This is a genomic window from Brassicibacter thermophilus (assembly GCF_055378355.1).
Map to the genome: position 1 here is coordinate 2,114,927 of NZ_AP042446.1, position 18,567 is coordinate 2,133,493.

Consider the following 18,567-nt stretch of genomic DNA (forward strand, 5'->3'; position numbering starts at 1 on the left):
TATCACCTCATCGTTATTTCCCTTATTTCTTTGACTGAACTAATTAATTTATCAACAGTATAATCTAATTGATTTTCATTAATATAATGGGAAAAGCTAAACCTTATAGTACCATCTATATCAGATTCACTTAACCCTATTGCTTTTAAAACATGGCTTTTTCCTTTACCATGGGATGAACAAGCTGACGCAGTTGAAACATAAATTCCATACTGTTCTAGATAATGCAGTAAAACCTCACCTCTCACTCCTCTAAAAGAAACATTCAATATATGAGGAGCAAAATCTTCATTTAATTCAGTATTAATTTTTATATTATCAATACTATGTTTTATTTTATCAGCAAAATAATTCCTCAAATAATATATTTTTTTTATTTCTACATCAAAATTGCTCTTTAATATTTCAACAGCTTTCCCAAACCCAACTATTCCTGGGACATTTTCGGTACCTGATCTCAATCCTTTTTCTTGATTTCCACCAAATATAATTGGATTAATATTTAGGTTTCTTTTTACATACAATCCGCCTACCCCTTTAGGTCCAAAAACTTTATGACTACTAAAAGAAAAAGTATCAATACCAAGTTTACTAATATTTAATGGAATTTTCCCAAATGCTTGAATCCCATCAACATGTACTTTTATGTTTTTATTTTTTGAATTAATTATCTTTCGTATTTCCCTAATTGGTTCTATAGTGCCTATTTCGTTATTTACAAGCATAATAGCTATCAATATAGTATCATCTTTTATACTTTTCTCAAATTGATCTAAATCAATCCTACCCTTATCATCAACATCTAAATACGTAATTTCATATCCTTGACTCTCATAATATTTGAAAATATTAAGTACAGAAGCATGTTCGATTTTTGTTGTTATTATATGTCTTCCTTGCCTTTTACATTTATTTACTATCCCTTGAATAGCTAAATTATTACTTTCTGTCCCTCCTGATGTGAAAAAAATTTCTTCTTTTTCCACATTCAAAAATTTAGCAATTATATCTCTAGATTCTTCTATCATTTTCTCAGCTTCAAACCCTTTTTTGTGAAGAGAAGAAGGATTACCATATGAATTTTTTAAGACATAAACCATTTTTTCAATTACTTCATCTCTAGGTCGTGTAGTAGCACAATTATCTAAATAAACTTCCATAGAATCACCCCTTAATGATTATTTACAACAAATAGTATCCATATATTTATCTATGAATCATTTTCCCACTTTCTTTTAATTGTATTCAAAAATAAAATGTAGATCAAAACATTATCTTTATTATATATTAATTTTAATCTCTATTCCAGTTCTGAGCAAATAAATTAAGCATTCACACTAAATCAAATGAGGAAATTATAATAGAATAATTTATTTAGTTTTACAAATTTAAATTTTATACGACTTTAACTTAAAAAATTACATAACAAAAAATATTTTTTTACAAAAAGTATTGCAAATGATGTCGTATTTTGTTATAATTTCAATGTGGTTATCCCCCTGGTAACCTCAAATAAGATCTCTATTCCCAATACCCCTTTTGAACGGTTTTACAAAGCACCCTTAATTGGGTGCGGAAAGAACCCCATGTTATGGGGTTCTTTTTTTTATTCTTTTCCTCGAATTTTAATTAGAAAAGTGTTAAACTATATGTGGTAAAAAATAATAAGTTAAATAAGGGGTGAACTATTTTGTCAAATAAAGTCGCTGTTATTTTTACTGGTGGAACTATTTCAATGAAAATAGATCCAAGAATACATGCTGCAATACCAGCATTATCTAGTGAAGAAATTATGGCAATGGTAACTAATATAGAAAAATTTACTGACATAGAAATAATAAATTTTTCTAATATTCCTGGTCCACATATAACTCCTGAAATAATGATGAAATTATCTATCCTTGTACGTGAAACTGCTGCTCGTAATGATATTACAGGAATAGTAATAACACACGGAACTGATACACTTGAAGAAACTGCGTATTTTCTTGACTTAACTTTAAACTTAAATAAACCAGTTATAGTAGTAGGTGCAATGAGAAATAGTTCTGAATTAGGCTATGATGGTCCTAGCAACCTTTCAAGTGCAATATGTACTGCTATTTCCCCTGAAGCAAAAGACAAAGGAGTTTTAGTAGTTATGAATAATGAAGTTAATTCTGCAAGGGAAGTTACAAAAACTAATACCTTGTCTGTTGATACATTTAAATCCCCTGAATTTGGTCCCCTTGGAATAGTGGATAACGATACCGTTCTATTTTATAGAAGTATCACTAAACATAACCATATAAAAACTCAAAGAGTAGAAAAAAAGGTATCTCTTATTAAATGTGCTGCAGGTATGGATTCCGACCTTATTAATTACTGTATAAACTCTGGATACAAAGGTATTGTTATCGAAGCACTAGGAAGAGGTAATATTCCTCCCGATATGGTAGAAGGAGTTAAAAATAGTATCGAAAAAGGCATACCCGTAGTAATTGTATCAAGATGCCCTACAGGTAGAGTTCTAGACACATATGGATATTTTGGAGGAGGTAAAACTCTGAAAGACCTTGGAGTAATTTTTGGTGGCAATTTACCTGGACAAAAAGCTAGAATTAAACTTATGCTAGCTCTAGGTGCAACATCAGATCTAAACAAAATAAGACAATTTTTTGAAGAAAATTCATACGATATAAATTAACATTAATATATAACCCAACGGTTTATTAAACCGTTGGGTTATATATTATAATCGTCGGCTCCTATAAAACAACCCTCTAGTCTTCCTATCTAAAAAATCTTCTATATTTCTAACACGTACTTCTAATTTGTTTAATTCAGCAGTCACTTTTTCGATTTCTTCCATCTTTTTATATATTATTTCTTTATTTTCATTATTTTTATTGCTATCCTTAGAATTAATCAATTTATTGATTTGATCATTTATTTCTCTAATGCTTCTTTTTATTTGATTAATTTCATTATTAAAATTTTCTTTTGATCTAGTAATAATATCCTTTTCTTGATTATTAACATCATCTTTAATACTATTATTTATTTTAGTATTTTGTTCTTTAGCTTTTTCTAAGTTTCCAAATCCAATAAAGCTTATTTCTGGATATACTTTCCCAAAAGAATAATTAAATTTGTAAAATTTATTAACATTTTTGTTATTAGACAAAAATTTATATCTCAAAAAATCATATTTTTCAGATTCTGACCAATGATATGTTTTTGACCAAGTATCACCATAGTCTAAAGAATAAAGGCTTATTAAATGATTGTATTCTGTCCAAACAATCCAAAGTTTTTCTTCTTCAAAAATAAAAGTTGGATAGGAACAATTACATGGATCTGATAAATAGCTTTCAGATTTTAATAAAATCTTATTCTCACAAATCTCAAATTTACAGTATTTAATATGCAAATTACCTCCATCATATTCACTGTAAACCAAATGTAATAAGTTTTGAGGTTTTATGAAAATATCTAAATAAAGTTTATTGTTTTGACTATTTGTAAGTTGTATAGACTTCCCCCATTTTTTATCAATAAGGTCAAATGCTTTTATATATATTTGTTCATAATTATCTTTTACATTGTAATATGTTAAAATTATATTATTTTCTGACTTTACTATGGCAAATTCATTAATTATTTCTCTAACTTTTATATTTCCAACTTCTAATGTTTGCCATTCTTCACCATTGTAACAATGGTGAAGAATTCTATATTCGTCTTTTGTTTTTTCGCTAGGTACACAATATATTATATTTATATCATCACCAATAAAAATGTTTAAATTATACATTCTTTGAACCGGACCTTCTATTAAAATACTTTTGTTTATTTCTCCATTATTAATAGTTAGCAGCCAAAGGCTACCATCTACTGTTTGATAAACAAGATACATTATGTCATTATTATCTATAGTTACATCAAATTCATTTATTTTTTCTTCTACCAAGATAGTTTCTTTCGATTTATTTTTTTCAGCATTAAAAGTGTAAAGTTTAATAAAGTTTTTACTTTCTAATATTACATGTACATTAGATAAGCTATCATTGATAATATATCCTTTATCGTTATAAAAAGCCATGCAAATCACCCCAAATGAATTAATATTATTCTTTTATATCCTATTCAATAGCTAAAGAAATATTCTATAATACACTGATATATTTTGTCGTTCAATTATTAATATATGTAACAAATATTTAAAGCAAGGAATATACTAACATTGAGAAATAAATATTACATTATTTATAAAGGGGGAAAATATATGAAGCCAATAAATAAAGAACAACTAAATCTTGCTCTTCCTGATAAATGTTGTACGGCAACTACCGGCTGTGAATTTGACGGCTCTTTAAGGAATGTTAAAGCCGAACCAATATATGTTCAAAAAGTATATGATGCAGCTTTATTTAATCTTCAAGGACTTAAAACTGCACCAAACCAAGAATTATTACCATGTTTAGGAGAAGGCGCAAGAATAATTCAAGTATTGGATATTAGATGTAAAAAGTTCTTTAATCCTGATGATATTTGTGACCCAAGGAACTTAAAAATTAACACTGATACAATAATCTCAGGTGGAGACTTTGTAAAAAGTAAAGGAAAAGATGTAACTGTAGTTGGCCCAGATGGAAAATTTAGCGAAAAAATAGTTTATACAGATACACACGATTGTGATGAAGAAGGTAAAGGAACACCAATTTTTGGTACACAAAATGTTGAAATAACAGGAAATGTATTAGTAGAAATTGATGTATTATTTACTGATAATTGTGACACTAGATGTAAGACTACTTTAAAAGCTAATGTTAAGATTGCACCAAAAGATAATCCACTAGTCTTAACAAATTTCTTCGAACTATGCATACCTTCAGTTTATAATACTGCATATTTACCTAGATTTGCAGAGTTTTGCAATGTAAACTGTGAAGCTAGATTAGCAACAAACAGTATCATTAGAGATATGGTTATAGACCCTGCTACAGGATGTGTAAGAGCTAATTTGTTAATAGCACTATGTATTGCGTGTGAAAAGAAAATTGTTGTTCCTGTTCAATTATGCGTACTTTCAACAGGATTTCCTCAATTATCAGCTGAAATATCACCAATATGTTCTACTTTTCCAAGTTTATTTCCAAAACAAATTGACGAAAGCTCTCGACATTGCAGTAGCGGAAATATTACTTCTTCTGAACAAACACAAGAAGAGTAATTTTAATAGATATATTGAAAAAAGCTTAAGCTATATAAAACAGCTTAGGCTTTTTAATTTATAACCTCAGTTATCTTAATAGAACTATCTTTATACAAATCAACATATTTTTCATCAACTTTAACTACAGGTCTTGTTGGCATCTCCTTGTGAACATAAATTACTCTTCCAATTTCCCCAGTGTTAAGTTTAACTATATTTCCTACATAAAACTTCGAAATATTATCCAAAAACAACCTTGATATTTTAGGGTCTAATGCACCAAAACTATTATCAGCTATATATTCAGCAACAGAAAAAGAAGAAATCTTTCTTTTATATATTCTATCTGATGTCATAGCATCAAAAACATCGCATACAGCTATAATTTTAGCAAATTCATGGATTTTTTCAGACTTAATTCCAAATGGATATCCACTCCCATCTTCTCTTTCGTGATGCTGTAAAGCACCAAGTGAAACCGTTTTACTTAATCCTACAGTTTCATTTAAAATACGATATCCAAATATTGTATGTTTTTTTACTTTATTATATTCCTCTGGTGTTAGCTTAGCTGGTTTTTTTATAATATTATCAGGAATTTTATACTTGCCTATATCGTGGAATAAGCCTGCATAAGATAATTGCTTTAAGTCTGCAGCTGAATAATTAAGCCACTTACCAATCATAGTACTCAGCATACAAACGTTTATCGAATGCCTATAAGTATAGTCGTCGTCATCCTTAATTTGTCTTAACTTTCCTAATATATTATTACTTTTCGTTATTTCTAATATTAAATCATTTACAGTATCGCTTACTTCAGTTATAATAACTTTTTTTCCTATCCTTACTTGATTAAAAATTTTTTTTGTCTCTTTGACTAATTCGTTCCTTGTTGCTAAATATTTGTTATTGTCTATTATAATATAGTCATTATTTGAATTTTTTGCTTCTACAACTTCTATGTATTTAATACCTAAATCTTTGATTCTAAAAATATTATTATTATTTAAAATAGTTCCAGCATTTAATAATATAGCACCTGAAAATGGACTTTCTATAGGTTTTTTAACTATCATTCCAGGTAAAGCTTCATTTATAGCAATGAGTGGCAATCTATCACCTCCATTAATAGTGATGGTATTATTTAATTAATTCTACAAATATATTAATTTTCCTCTTTTTTTACATAAAATTCTTGTTTTTTCTAACAATTTTATCGATACATTTCGCAGAAAAAGCTGTTAAAATCATTGCTATTGCAAGTCTAATTGCTAAAAGCATCCACCCATTTGCTCCTATTGCAGAAAATATCAATGTATCTTCTATTACAGCATGACATAATATTAAAAATATAATTATTAAGTATAAATCCTTTTTTGATAGCTTATAATCTTTAGCACTTTTAATTATTATACCTGCTCCATAGGATAATCCTAAGAAAAGGCCAACAATTAACGGAAATGTAGCTTTACTCGAAAGCCCTAAAAGTTTAGTCATAGGTGCAAATATTTTAGTTAACTTATCTAGTATATTTAAGTCTTTCAAAACTTCCATTACAATCATTAAAGGTATTATTATTTTTGCAAGAGATAGTACCGAATCAGCACTTCCTAAAAATGATTCCTTAAAATATTGAATATAATCCATTTTATCCTCCAATTTATCATTATTTTAATACTTAAAAAATTTTGACCTTGTAATAATTATGCAAGTTCCTGGTTTTAGAAAATTATATTTTTTCTATAGTAAAATATTTAATAAAATTCCTGATAAGATAGATAAAGTAACTCTTGTAGTTATAATCAGTGCGACACTTACACCTGTCTTTTTTGCAACTACAGTTTCCAAAAATAAACTATGAGAAAAAGAAAGCATAACTGCAATTATAGTTATTTGTTTAGCATTTAAAGATAAAGAAGCTATTGCTCCAATTGCAGCTGCCAAATTTACAAAATTACCTAATACCAGTGCAATCGCTGCTTCCCCTGGTAAACCTACTAACTTCATTAAGGGTTCAAATAAATCTGATATTTTTCCTAATATAGGAGTATACTTTAAAAATGTGACAAAAAAATAAACAGGAACTATAATTTTAGTCAAAACCCATAAAGTACTCAACCCATTTTTCAAACCATTAATTAGAGTATTCTTATAATTCCACTTTTTTTTCATAGGTATATCTTTCTTTAAACATTTATCCAAATATATTGCCCCCTATTGTCTCTATACTTATTTATAGGAAAAAATTTCATAAAAAATATCTTAGATATTCATGCAATTTACTACCTCTTTTAAAATATTTTGTTCTACAATTATTAATTATAGCACAATATATATCTAATAAAAATAAAGGAAAACCTTTTAAAAGAATTTCCCTTATCATTTACATAAAGTAAAATTATATGATTACCTCATGTCAAAAATTTTAGAAGTTATAAATTTTTTAATTTTACCATATTGTGATAACTAATAAAATAATTTGATAATTTCTATAATATTGTAGTTTAGTTTCCTAAAAAATAATATATAAAATCACAACTTATATATTAATCCACAAAAAAAGACTTAGCTTATAAAGCTAAATCTTTTTTATCATACCTCTCACGCAAGTTCTTGATTACTAGATTTTAATGAATTAGTCCACTTGCCACATCTATCTCCATATCTAGCTATAACCTTGTGATTAGCATATATTTCTACGACTTCACACATGTTAGCACACCCATTACATTCAAAACCTTTTACTTGGTAATTTGTGTCAGCTATTTCTAATCCTTTAAAAACAGTTTCTATATTATTTTTAACCTTTGCCTTAGCTTGTATAGCTGCACCTATAGCACCCATTACATCATAATGTTTTGGTATATATATTTCAGTATTTAATGTTTGCTCAAATGCTTTTTTTATACCTTCGTTTGCTGCTACTCCTCCTTGGAAAACTATAGGAGGTTCTATTTCTTTGCCTTTTCCTACGTTGTTAAGATAATTTCTTACTAATGCTTCACATAATCCCCTTATTATATCCTCTTGATTATGTCCAAGTTGCTGCTTATGTATCATATCTGATTCTGCAAAAACAGCACATCTACCTGCAATTCTCACTGGATTTTTAGATTTTAATGCAAGCTTTCCAAAATCACTTATATCTATTCCTAATCTTCCTGCCTGCCTATCAAGAAAAGAACCAGTACCTGCTGCACATACTGTATTCATAGCAAAATCTGTAACTATTCCATCTCTTAATATAATAATCTTGGAATCCTGTCCTCCAATTTCAAAAACTGTTCTTGCATTTGGGAAATAATGCAATGCAGCAATAGCATGAGAAGTAATTTCATTTTTTACAATATCAGAACCTAGTATAATACTAGCAAGATACCTTCCACTACCAGTAGTACCAACCCCTTTTATCCTAATTTTAGGAAAATCATTTTTTATTTCTCTTAGTCCTTGTTGTAAAATCTTAATAGGTTTCCCTTGAGTCCTAAGATATTTTTTTGTGACAATTTCATTATCATCAGTCATTAAAACTATATTTGTACTAACAGAACCCACATCAACTCCTAAGTAAAACTGGTCCACTCTTAAATCGCTCCTTTCTCTTCTTTAATAGATCGATAAACGCCTCGATTCTAGTCAAGTATCCTGCTTCACCAGTCATTTCATCTACTATTAATGTTAAAATAGGTATATCATAATCTTTTGAAATAGTAGGCATTATACTTTCTGCAACAATTTCAGGCATACAATTTAAAGGATAAACTTGAATGATTCCGTCAAATCCCATCTTTGAATATATAACTGTACTGCCTATGGTTTCTCGCCCATGACCACCAACCAAAGTGCTAAGATATGGTTTAGCAGCTTTCCACTTTTTTCTTTCCTCACTAATACCTATAAGTCCTAGACCTAGGTGATGTTTTACCCATTTTGTTGGAGTCAAAGCCATATAAGGTTCAACTCCCATATTTGCTAATTTAGTGGTTATCTCTAAATTTACAAAAGGTTCAATCAATGTGTATATTTCTCCTACTATACCTACCCTTAAATAACTATTTTGTTTTTTTTCTTGAATCTTATTTAATCTCTCAAAAGTTTTATCTATCAATTTTAAAATTTCTTGAGAACCTCTTACTTCTTCTAATTCATTGTAATAGTCTAACATAACTTTATCCACTAAATAACTGTGAATAGCATGAGCTCTCTTAATATTTGCATAGTGGGTAAGTTTGTCTGATTTATATAAAACTTTTTTACCATTACTAATAGCCTTAATAATCTTTGCTGTATTATACATAATACCACCTTTAAACTCTCCCGGCTGTATATTAAAAGATTTTCCTATATTCTTTATATGTTTTATAGGATTACCTTCAAATACATCAAATACAACGATATTTGCATCATATCCAAGATCTCTTAAAATTTCTTGTTCGATAGTTGGATAAAATCCAAATCTACATGGTCCGCAACTTCCTGTAATCAATATTGTATCTGCTCCATTTTCAATACTTTCAATATAATTTCCAATATTAATTTTTAGAGGAAGACATATTGTTTCAGGAGAATACTTTGTCCCCAGTTCTAATGTTCTCTTACTGCATTTAGGTGGCAGTACAACTTCTTGCCCCAAATCTTCAACTATTGATTTTCCTGCAATATAAACATTACCCATGTGTGGAAATGTTATTTTCATTATTATTCCTCCATTTCATCATGTCTATAAATGCTTCTAGTCTAGTATTTATTCCTGCTTCACCAGTTTGTTCATCAAGTGTAAATAATGTAAATGGAATTTGTCTTTTCCTAGCTTTTCTTTGAACTAATTCAATTAATATAGAATCAAGTCCACATCCAAAAGAAGAAATATATATCAACCCATCAATCATTTTATTTTCAATTAAATAAAATGACGCTCCAACTATATTCCTACCAGAGCTCCAAAACATTTTTTTAGGTAATTCATTTATGTATTTATCAATATATTTCGATTCTACCATTTCAGTTGTTAAAGTATTTATTCCCTGTTTCTTTAATTTGTTTATTATGTTCATGTTTATATATTCATCAAATATATTATATGGATGACCGCAAACTAATAATGTTAACTCATTTTTATTGAAATTTAATATTTTATCAAAATTATAACTATCATAGTTGTTGATAATATTGATAGGTATAGTCTTAGTTTTATAAATATACCTTTTAATTTCTGTATATTTTTCAAAGGCATTTTCATATGCTTCTTTAATCATGGAAGTATTCTGTGTAAAATATCTTCCTACTTCAATAATTGAATTAATGTAATTTCTTTTTGATTTCCTAAGATTAATTGTAGGACTAATAATAGGTGGTAAATCGTGTATTGAGTTCTTAACCATCTCCGGCAAACCAAGGACTTTGGGGCAATTGTACTCTTTTTTTCTTGTGCTCATTATTTTAGGTATAAATATATAGTCTACTTTTCCTATTAAATCAACTACATGTCCATGATAAACCTTTACAGGTAAGCACGCTTCATCAACACAATTAGCAACCCCTTGATTAAGTATATTTTTATTACTTTTTGATGATAATACTACTTCTACTCCTAATTCTCTAAAAAAATTGATAATTATAGGATAATAATCATAAAAAAATAGTCCTCGCGGAATTCCAACTTTTTTTGTCATTATATCCCTCCAATCTATCTATTTATTATAGACATACACATTATTTTATATACTTTACAAAGCAAAAAATAAAAAAATCCCAAGGATAAAACCTCAGGATTTTCTATAATAAACAACCTCTGACAACTATTTAAAATTGTCCATAACATATTTTATATCATTGACAATCATTAATAACTCTTCTTTAGAAGATGTGAAATTTAATATGTCAGAAACATAAATCATAAAATCTTCAATACTATCAAATACTTCAGGTATAGCAGATAACAGCCTTCTCATTCTTATTTTTCGTTGCAACACATCCATACTTCTTATATTTCTATCAATATATTGAATAAGATTATCAATAGACTGATCTAAATAATTGAAATCTGCACGTTTATTTTGTGTTATAACTACCTCTTCAGTTTCAAGGCTTAAATCATTTTGATATAATAACATCTCTTGAAGCTTAATTAGATTAGTATTATCTCTAACATTTATATTATCTTCAAGCTTATGAACATTCATGTCACAAATATCCTTAATATTGTTTCCTAATTTTTTGTCTTTTGTATTTAAATATCTTTTTAATTTATTATGCAATGATCTATTATTATCAACTATCAATTTCTTTTCTTTATCATTAAGCATATTTACACAAATTAAATTATTAACTAATAGTCCCCAGTTAGCTATAGTTCTAGCTAACTTATTCATTTCAAGAAAAGTCCTGGCAGTTAATATTTCATTTTCTTTTAATTCATTCAAACTTAGTTTTTTTAAATCAATATTTTTATATTTTTGTGTTTCTCGAAAATATTTATCGTATTTAACACCATACTCATGAGTCATTGTTCCATTAAACAATTGTTTATATTTAATTATTTTAAAGTCAATTGTTTCACAACTACTTCCTTGCAATTCCTTGATAAGAGATTTTTTTAAAATATCATAATATTTAGCTTTAGCAATCTTCAATGGCAAAACTCTTATTAATGATCTAATTTTAAAGAATATGCTATTAGTGTCTACAATTATAAATCTATATATCTCTTGAATAAATATTTGAACATTTATTTCTTCATTTTGTAAAACATTATTTTTAATATTTTCTCTAATAATTAAATAATTTAATATTTCATTATAATACAAAATCTCATTCATATATGAATTTAAAGATTTAATATTTGTTACTATTTCCCTTCTTAGTTCCTTTAATTCTTCTATATCATTGTTAAAAGGCAACTCACTTTCTGTTGCCTTTAAAATTTGTAATAAAATATTATTTTTTAATTTTACAAGTTTTTCTTTTTCGGACCCACTTTTATTAATAATTTCATCATTTGAATACTCATAGTATTTTACTATTTCTTCAGCAATTTTATAGTAGCTTATAGTTGCTAGATCTCTTATTTGTTCATTGAAAAACTTATTATAATCATCAGATAAATTGTTCCTGCACATATCTTGCTCTGTATATTCACTTTCTATTGTTTTTCCCTTTAACATGTTTATCTCCCCTCAATTTTGAATCTATTTCTCTATAATATACCAAAAATATTCTTAAATTTTATTTTTAATATTGTTCAAAGCATCTTCTATATAATATATTTTTTCATAACTTTCAGCTTCATTTATATTTAACCAAATATAATCTGTATGTTCATCACTTAATAATATATCTCCTGAATTATACTTACATAAATAAACTATGGAAATATATTGTTTTTTCTTTTTTTCATTAATACCTGAACTTATACTGATTATATTTTCAATATTTATATTTAATCCAGTTTCTTCGTATACTTCCCTTTTTAAAGCATCTTCAGGAGTTTCTTTGTACTCCATCTTTCCTCCTGGTATATCCCAACACCCACCTGCAAAATCAGACTTCTTATTTCTTTTTATGAGCAATAATTTATCACCTTTAAAGATAAGAGCTTTAATAATTATTCTAAACATGAATATCTTCTCCTTAGTATTATTGTGAATCAGAACAGCTCTCCATATTTGGATTAGTCATCATTATTTTTTTTATACTTCCAATTAATACATCTTCATACTTTTCTTTATATTTAAAATAATTATTGTCCATCTTTAAAGTATTCCATCCTTCTTGCAATTCATCTTTAGCTTCATCAAACTTATCTAAATTTATCAGCACGTATGCCTTGTTGATAATATAGTAAAATTTAATATCTATCGATTCTTCCAAAATATCATCTGTATACAACATAAGAGCTTCTTCTCCTCTATTTGAATTAACTAATATCTTAGTCATAATAAAAACAGCATTATATTTTGATTCCCGGTCAACACAATTTTCTTTCCATTTTTCAACAGCAGGCAACATATTTATAAGGTCATCATTTAAAGCTAATCCTTCATTAAATATTAGCAAAGACTCGTAATCTTTTATATCATCTCTTTTCAAATATTGTTCTAATATCTCTCTATATATATCTAACTTTTCTTCACGTTCTAACTTTCCATATTTGAATATATAATAATCTATTCCTAACCTATTCCAGTAATTATTTTCTTTTAAACTATTTAAAGTATCTAAAGGATTTAAATCATATAAATGCATTTCTTCATATGGAATTCTACCTACTAAATCTAAATATTCTAAACTTGAAATTGCTTTTTTATACAGAAAGTCGTCATTAGTTAATTCTATATTTTCATAGTCGCCAAATAAAGGAGTACTGTCAATATATTCGTTACTAATTAAATATATATCGTTAAGATAGTCGTCTCGGAAGTACTTCATATTCATATATATTCTCCTTATTATGGTAGCTGATTCTCCTCTAGTAATATTTTTTTCAGGCCTAAAAGTATTATCCTCATATCCAGTAATTATTCCATTATCTACCAAATTTCTAATTATATCATAATATTTATATCCATTATCAAGGTCACTAAATTGTTTATTTTTGCATACAATTGGTGGAGTAGTATAAAAATATGTCAATAGAGCTGCTTCTTCTCTAGTAATATATTTATTAGGATAAAATTTATTACCAGGAAAAATATCTTCAAAATTTATTTGCTCATTCTTTCGATCAATATAATTTTTTATAGCTAAAATATCATTGTATGCCCAAAAATTCATGTCTAAATCTTGATATAACAAACCAGTATTAGCTTCTGTTACTTTTTCTGTAATTTCTTCTTTTATGTCCTCTTCTATTTTTCCATAGCCATCTGAAGAACTTGTCCTTAAGGTATCTAATTGAAAATCATCATTTATTTTTGACTCCTCAGACAATGTACTATCCATAACATTACTCTTAATAGCAGTTCTGTATAAAATTGATATAAACTCACTTCTTGTTATATAATTATCAGGTTTAAATGTACCATCTTCATACCCTTTAAATAATTTAACCTCATTTGTTCCCCACATAATGTCTTCTTCAGCCCAATGTCCAAATACATCAAGAAAATAAGTCCCTGCAAATGAAAAATTAGATAAAGTTAATAACATCAAAACTAATAGTACAGAAATCATGTATTTTTTTTTCTCCATATTTGATACCCCTTATATTTATTTTTTTAATTACATAAACAAAATAATTTATAGTAATTTTAACTTTTATTATACTCATCGTAAATTCCAATTATTACTGTTCTATAAGCAAAATAATATAAATCATCGATCATTATTTTTTTTAGATCTTCTTCACTATTTACATTAGGATGATTAGTAATTTCCATACGACTAATTATATCTTTTAAATGTCTAGAAATATATAAATTAAAATATCTAATTGAAATTTCCTTTAATTCACTACAATAGTTATTTTCAACAAGAAAATTTTTTATTTTATTTTCTTGTTTTTTTTCATTAATATTATCTTCATCTATTAATTTATTTTTTATTTGAATATTTTTCCCTTGCCTATACATACTCCACGCTAAGCCGAGATACATAGTACAGTATGTTCTAAGTAATTTACTATCAAGTATAATTCCTATATAACTATGTTTTCTAATATCATTTATAATCATTTGAGTTATTAACTTTGTAGATTTTTGACTAAAATTATTAAATATAAGCATTACATCATTTTGAAATTTATCATTACAAATCTTTTCTGCTAAAGTAAGCTTATATTCTAACAATTCAACTACGTTCATAATATCACCCTCTGTATAATTTATTCATTTCTACTCATTATATCATGCCTTCAACAACCATATAAATAATGTGAAAATATTAAAAAGTATTTTATCTCACATTTATATTATGAACGCAATTTCTAATTTATGTTATAGGCAAACAGGTTTATACTTCAATTCTAACATATTCTCATTCAACCTAGCAAATTAGAAATTTGTTTTAAAAAACTTTATAATTATAAAATATAAAATCTAATAAATAGTCTATAGTAATGTATCCTAATAATCAAAATATATGATATATTAATATTGCTGGAGGTATTTTTATGGAAATAATTAAATTTAATCAAAAAGAAAAAGTGTATATACCACAACATTTAGTAGATAAACTTAACCATAAAAGCTTCTGCTTTATCGATATTGAAACAACTGGTTTTAACCATATGTATAATAATATTATATTAATTGGTTTATTAATTGTACATAACGATAATATTTGTATCAATCAATTTTTTGCAGAGTCTTCAAAGGAAGAATTGGATCTCCTACGTAATTTCATAAAAGTTGCAAATAAAATTGATTATTTTATTTCATATAATGGAAATAATTTTGATATTCCGTTCATAAATGATAGATGCAGCAAATTTGGCTTAAATTTTAATATTAGTAAGGTACAAAGCATTGATATTTTAAATATACTAAAAAATTACAAACAATTTCTTAATGTAGATAACCTTAAATTAAAAACAATTGAAAAGTTTCTCAAAATCAATAGAACTGACACAATTTCAGGTAAGGATGTTATAACCCTATATAAAAATTATGAAAAAAATAATGATTATAATCTTAAAAAACTAATATTAAAACATAATTATGATGATGTCTATAATCTTCAATTTTTATTAAAAATATTTGATTATATCGAAAATAAAATAAGCTTTAATGTCAATATTAGTACTAAATCTCAAACACAATTGCTAAACATAAACATACAAAATGTATTAAACAATCAAAATTATTTCAGTGTTAAATGCAACACTGATAAATTAAATTTAAAAAAACAAATCTATTTTTCTGAAAATTATTCCTTTATTTGGTTACCTATAGATGGTAATTTAACTATTGATTTTGAAATAAGAAAAAGTAAGTTGTCAGATGGAAAAGAATGTTATTATATTAGTCAATATGATTATCCATTCACTAAACATATAGTTGATACTACAAAATATAAGCTGCCTAAAGGCATATTATTAATACAATATGGTGATATTATAGCTTCAGAAAACTTAAAAAATATTATAAAAGCAATACTTAAGCAATCTATGAAATACATATGAAATTTTTTATATTTTAATATTTAATTTAAAACTATTTAAAATTAAATATTAGGAAAATATTTAAATAATTTACAATTAAAATTGATTCATAATAAAAAACCCTATGAAATTAATCATAGGGTTTTAAATGGTGCCCAGAGGCGGAATCGAACCACCGACACGGGGATTTTCAGTCCCCTGCTCTACCGACTGAGCTATCTGGGCATATATGGTGGGCCTTCAGGGACTCGAACCCCGGACCTGCCGGTTATGAGCCGGACGCTCTAACCAACTGAGCTAAAGGCCCTTATTTTAATTTGTGGTGGGCCTGGGTGGACTCGAACCACCGACCTCACGCTTATCAGGCGTGCGCTCTAACCACCTGAGCTACAAGCCCATTCCTTTATATGGTCGGGGTGGAGGGACTCGAACCCCCGGCCCCATGGTCCCAAACCACGTGCGCTACCAAACTGCGCTACACCCCGATAAATAAAGCAATGTTAATTATTAAATTTTTTATGGTGGGCGCAACAGGGCTCGAACCTATGACCCCCTGCTTGTAAGGCAGGTGCTCTCCCAGCTGAGCTATGCGCCCATATTATTGCCCATATTATTAAAGTAACATTTAGTGGCAGGGGTGGCAGGACTTGAACCCACGACATTCGGTTTTGGAGACCGACGTTCTACCAACTGAACTACACCCCTAATGGTGTAATGGTGGGCCTTCAGGGACTCGAACCCCGGACCTGCCGGTTATGAGCCGGACGCTCTAACCAACTGAGCTAAAGGCCCCTATATAATCAACATCCAATGGCGGAGAAGGAGGGATTTGAACCCTCGCGCCCCGTGAAGGACCTACTCCCTTAGCAGGGGAGCCTCTTCAGCCACTTGAGTACTTCTCCATATCTGGCGGAGAGGGTGGGATTCGAACCCACGTGGGCTTGCACCCTAACGGTTTTCAAGACCGCCCCGTTATGACCACTTCGGTACCTCTCCAATGGTGACCCATCGGCGATTCGAACGCCGGACACCCTGATTAAAAGTCAGGTGCTCTGCCTACTGAGCTAATGGGTCAAATTGGCTGGGGTGGCAGGACTCGAACCTACGAAATGCTAGAGTCAAAGTCTAGTGCCTTACCGACTTGGCTACACCCCAACATATGGCGCACCTAGGAGGATTCGAACCCCCGGCACACGGATTAGAAGTCCGTTGCTCTATCCAACTGAGCTATAGGTGCATATTACTTTAGTTTAAATTTTTACTTTGGAGCGGGTGAAGGGAATCGAACCCTCGCAACCAGCTTGGAAGGCTGGGGCTCTACCACTGAGCTACACCCGCATATTTTAAATGGTGGAGGGGACTGGATTCGAACCAGTGAAGGCTGTGCCAACGGATTTACAGTCCGTCCCCTTTGGCCAACTCGGGAACCCCTCCTCAAATAATGGAGCTGGTGAGAGGACTTGAACCCCCAACCTACTGATTACAAGTCAGTTGCTCTACCAATTGAGCTACACCAGCATGGCGACCTGGAAGAGACTCGAACTCTCGACCTCCAGCGTGACAGGCTGGCATTCTAACCATCTGAACTACCAGGCCGCATCATATTCTTTTTTATGGTGGGCGCAACAGGGCTCGAACCTATGACCCCCTGCTTGTAAGGCAGGTGCTCTCCCAGCTGAGCTATGCGCCCATATGGTGACCCTACCGGGAATCGAACCCGGGTTACCGCCGTGAAAGGGCGATGTCTTAACCGCTTGACCATAGGGCCATGTTTTTTTGGTAGCGGCGAACGGATTTGAACCGCTGACACTGCGGGTATGAACCGCATGCTCTAGCCAACTGAGCTACGCCGCCATATTTCGTATGGTTGCGGGGACTGGATTTGAACCAGCGACCTCCGGGTTATGAGCCCGACGAGCTACCAGACTGCTCCACCCCGCGATGTACATTTAATTAATATAATACTTATTTTATTGGTGCCGGGGACCGGAATCGAACCGGTACGATCTTTTAGGGATCGCAGGATTTTAAGTCCTGTGCGTCTGCCAGTTCCGCCACCCCGGCACTTTATTGGCTCCTGGGGTGGGACTCGAACCCACAACCTACCGGTTAACAGCCGGTTGCTCCACCATTGAGCTACCCAGGAATGTCATCCGGCAACGACCTACTCTCCCAGGACGTCTCCGTCCAAGTACCATCAGCGCTGAGAGGCTTAACTTCTGTGTTCGGTATGGGAACAGGTGTGACCCTCTCGCTATCGTCACCGGAT

15 protein-coding genes, 22 tRNA genes and 1 rRNA gene are annotated in these 18,567 nt (G+C 29.6%); 3 read left to right on the forward strand and 35 right to left on the reverse strand.

Annotated features, from left to right (window positions below; all coding sequences use genetic code 11):
• Positions 1 to 2: 2 nt before the first annotated feature.
• Complete coding sequence (locus tag ACZ41D_RS10110) at positions 3 to 1,160, reverse strand: cysteine desulfurase family protein (protein WP_464151315.1); 1,158 nt, start codon at positions 1,158 to 1,160, stop codon at positions 3 to 5.
• Between the two features lie 530 nt (positions 1,161 to 1,690).
• Between ACZ41D_RS10110 and ACZ41D_RS10115 the strand changes: the two genes are divergently transcribed.
• On the forward strand, positions 1,691 to 2,686 hold the full coding sequence (locus tag ACZ41D_RS10115; RefSeq protein WP_464151316.1) for an asparaginase: 996 nt from the start codon (positions 1,691 to 1,693) through the stop codon (positions 2,684 to 2,686).
• A gap of 45 nt (positions 2,687 to 2,731) precedes the next feature.
• Here ACZ41D_RS10115 and ACZ41D_RS10120 read toward each other — a convergent pair whose 3' ends face one another.
• A complete protein-coding gene (locus ACZ41D_RS10120; RefSeq protein WP_464151317.1) occupies positions 2,732 to 4,084 on the reverse strand; it encodes a hypothetical protein in 1,353 nt (450 codons plus the stop codon).
• A gap of 183 nt (positions 4,085 to 4,267) precedes the next feature.
• Here ACZ41D_RS10120 and ACZ41D_RS10125 point away from each other — a divergent pair, with 183 nt between their 5' ends.
• Complete coding sequence (locus tag ACZ41D_RS10125) at positions 4,268 to 5,215, forward strand: hypothetical protein (RefSeq protein ID WP_464151318.1); 948 nt, start codon at positions 4,268 to 4,270, stop codon at positions 5,213 to 5,215.
• Between the two features lie 53 nt (positions 5,216 to 5,268).
• On the opposite strand, the gene ACZ41D_RS10130 is transcribed toward ACZ41D_RS10125, so the two are convergent.
• The 10 genes from ACZ41D_RS10130 to ACZ41D_RS10175 all read right to left on the reverse strand — a co-directional run bounded on the left by ACZ41D_RS10130 (position 5,269) and on the right by ACZ41D_RS10175 (position 15,000).
• The gene (locus ACZ41D_RS10130; protein ID WP_464151319.1) at positions 5,269 to 6,312 is read right to left on the reverse strand and encodes an HD-GYP domain-containing protein; all 1,044 of its coding nucleotides are present in this window, start codon (positions 6,310 to 6,312) and stop codon (positions 5,269 to 5,271) included.
• A gap of 70 nt (positions 6,313 to 6,382) precedes the next feature.
• Complete coding sequence (locus ACZ41D_RS10135; RefSeq protein ID WP_464151320.1) at positions 6,383 to 6,847, reverse strand: nucleoside recognition domain-containing protein; 465 nt, start codon at positions 6,845 to 6,847, stop codon at positions 6,383 to 6,385.
• Positions 6,848 to 6,940: 93 nt separating this feature from the next.
• Entirely contained in the window at positions 6,941 to 7,402 is a 462-nt protein-coding gene (locus tag ACZ41D_RS10140) for a nucleoside recognition domain-containing protein (RefSeq protein WP_464151321.1), read from the reverse strand.
• Positions 7,403 to 7,801: 399 nt separating this feature from the next.
• On the reverse strand, positions 7,802 to 8,782 hold the full coding sequence (locus ACZ41D_RS10145; RefSeq protein WP_464151322.1) for an acyl-CoA dehydratase activase: 981 nt from the start codon (positions 8,780 to 8,782) through the stop codon (positions 7,802 to 7,804).
• Positions 8,757 to 9,896, reverse strand: a complete 1,140-nt coding sequence (locus ACZ41D_RS10150; RefSeq protein WP_464151323.1) for a CoA protein activase — start codon at positions 9,894 to 9,896, stop codon at positions 8,757 to 8,759. The genes ACZ41D_RS10145 and ACZ41D_RS10150 overlap by 26 nt, the downstream gene beginning before the upstream one ends.
• Positions 9,868 to 10,872 carry an acyl-CoA dehydratase activase-related protein gene (locus ACZ41D_RS10155; protein WP_464151324.1) on the reverse strand — a complete coding sequence of 335 codons (1,005 nt, stop codon included), beginning with the start codon at positions 10,870 to 10,872 and terminating at the stop codon, positions 9,868 to 9,870. Before ACZ41D_RS10155 ends, ACZ41D_RS10150 begins: the two co-directional genes overlap by 29 nt.
• Before the next feature lie 126 nt (positions 10,873 to 10,998).
• Positions 10,999 to 12,363: a hypothetical protein gene (locus tag ACZ41D_RS10160; RefSeq protein ID WP_464151325.1), complete on the reverse strand. Its 1,365-nt coding sequence runs from the start codon at positions 12,361 to 12,363 to the stop codon at positions 10,999 to 11,001.
• A 54-nt stretch (positions 12,364 to 12,417) separates the two neighbouring features.
• Positions 12,418 to 12,816, reverse strand: coding sequence for an NUDIX domain-containing protein (locus ACZ41D_RS10165; protein ID WP_464151326.1), 399 nt, complete (start codon positions 12,814 to 12,816; stop codon positions 12,418 to 12,420).
• Between the two features lie 19 nt (positions 12,817 to 12,835).
• The gene (locus ACZ41D_RS10170) at positions 12,836 to 14,389 is read right to left on the reverse strand and encodes an S-layer homology domain-containing protein (RefSeq protein ID WP_464151327.1); all 1,554 of its coding nucleotides are present in this window, start codon (positions 14,387 to 14,389) and stop codon (positions 12,836 to 12,838) included.
• Between the two features lie 59 nt (positions 14,390 to 14,448).
• Positions 14,449 to 15,000, reverse strand: a complete 552-nt coding sequence (locus tag ACZ41D_RS10175; RefSeq protein WP_464151328.1) for a hypothetical protein — start codon at positions 14,998 to 15,000, stop codon at positions 14,449 to 14,451.
• 308 nt (positions 15,001 to 15,308) lie between these two features.
• On the opposite strand from ACZ41D_RS10175, the gene ACZ41D_RS10180 reads away from it, so the two are divergent.
• Entirely contained in the window at positions 15,309 to 16,319 is a 1,011-nt protein-coding gene (locus tag ACZ41D_RS10180; RefSeq protein WP_464151329.1) for a ribonuclease H-like domain-containing protein, read from the forward strand.
• Positions 16,320 to 16,447: 128 nt separating this feature from the next.
• Here the strand turns inward: ACZ41D_RS10180 and ACZ41D_RS10185 are convergent.
• From ACZ41D_RS10185 to rrf, 23 genes are all read right to left on the reverse strand, one after another.
• A tRNA-Phe gene (locus tag ACZ41D_RS10185) sits at positions 16,448 to 16,523 on the reverse strand.
• Between the two features lie 5 nt (positions 16,524 to 16,528).
• Positions 16,529 to 16,605 (reverse strand) — tRNA-Ile (locus ACZ41D_RS10190).
• A 13-nt stretch (positions 16,606 to 16,618) separates the two neighbouring features.
• Positions 16,619 to 16,695: transfer RNA gene (locus tag ACZ41D_RS10195), tRNA-Ile, on the reverse strand.
• An 11-nt stretch (positions 16,696 to 16,706) separates the two neighbouring features.
• A tRNA-Pro gene (locus tag ACZ41D_RS10200) sits at positions 16,707 to 16,783 on the reverse strand.
• A gap of 34 nt (positions 16,784 to 16,817) precedes the next feature.
• Positions 16,818 to 16,893: transfer RNA gene (locus ACZ41D_RS10205), tRNA-Val, on the reverse strand.
• 34 nt (positions 16,894 to 16,927) lie between these two features.
• Positions 16,928 to 17,003, reverse strand: a tRNA-Trp gene (locus tag ACZ41D_RS10210).
• Positions 17,004 to 17,013: 10 nt separating this feature from the next.
• A tRNA-Ile gene (locus tag ACZ41D_RS10215) sits at positions 17,014 to 17,090 on the reverse strand.
• Positions 17,091 to 17,109: 19 nt separating this feature from the next.
• Positions 17,110 to 17,200 (reverse strand) — tRNA-Ser (locus tag ACZ41D_RS10220).
• 5 nt (positions 17,201 to 17,205) lie between these two features.
• Positions 17,206 to 17,294, reverse strand: a tRNA-Ser gene (locus ACZ41D_RS10225).
• A gap of 2 nt (positions 17,295 to 17,296) precedes the next feature.
• Positions 17,297 to 17,372: transfer RNA gene (locus ACZ41D_RS10230), tRNA-Lys, on the reverse strand.
• A 4-nt stretch (positions 17,373 to 17,376) separates the two neighbouring features.
• A tRNA-Gln gene (locus ACZ41D_RS10235) sits at positions 17,377 to 17,453 on the reverse strand.
• A 5-nt stretch (positions 17,454 to 17,458) separates the two neighbouring features.
• Positions 17,459 to 17,535: transfer RNA gene (locus ACZ41D_RS10240), tRNA-Arg, on the reverse strand.
• A gap of 27 nt (positions 17,536 to 17,562) precedes the next feature.
• Positions 17,563 to 17,636, reverse strand: a tRNA-Gly gene (locus ACZ41D_RS10245).
• Positions 17,637 to 17,646: 10 nt separating this feature from the next.
• Positions 17,647 to 17,732 (reverse strand) — tRNA-Tyr (locus tag ACZ41D_RS10250).
• Between the two features lie 8 nt (positions 17,733 to 17,740).
• Positions 17,741 to 17,816, reverse strand: a tRNA-Thr gene (locus ACZ41D_RS10255).
• Between the two features lies 1 nt (position 17,817).
• Positions 17,818 to 17,894, reverse strand: a tRNA-Asp gene (locus ACZ41D_RS10260).
• Between the two features lie 18 nt (positions 17,895 to 17,912).
• Positions 17,913 to 17,988: transfer RNA gene (locus ACZ41D_RS10265), tRNA-Val, on the reverse strand.
• 3 nt (positions 17,989 to 17,991) lie between these two features.
• A tRNA-Glu gene (locus ACZ41D_RS10270) sits at positions 17,992 to 18,066 on the reverse strand.
• A gap of 9 nt (positions 18,067 to 18,075) precedes the next feature.
• Positions 18,076 to 18,152, reverse strand: a tRNA-Met gene (locus ACZ41D_RS10275).
• A 10-nt stretch (positions 18,153 to 18,162) separates the two neighbouring features.
• Positions 18,163 to 18,239 (reverse strand) — tRNA-Met (locus tag ACZ41D_RS10280).
• 33 nt (positions 18,240 to 18,272) lie between these two features.
• Positions 18,273 to 18,362 (reverse strand) — tRNA-Leu (locus ACZ41D_RS10285).
• A 7-nt stretch (positions 18,363 to 18,369) separates the two neighbouring features.
• A tRNA-Asn gene (locus tag ACZ41D_RS10290) sits at positions 18,370 to 18,444 on the reverse strand.
• A gap of 5 nt (positions 18,445 to 18,449) precedes the next feature.
• Positions 18,450 to 18,566, reverse strand: a 5S ribosomal RNA gene (gene rrf / locus ACZ41D_RS10295).
• Position 18,567 lies beyond the last annotated feature (1 nt).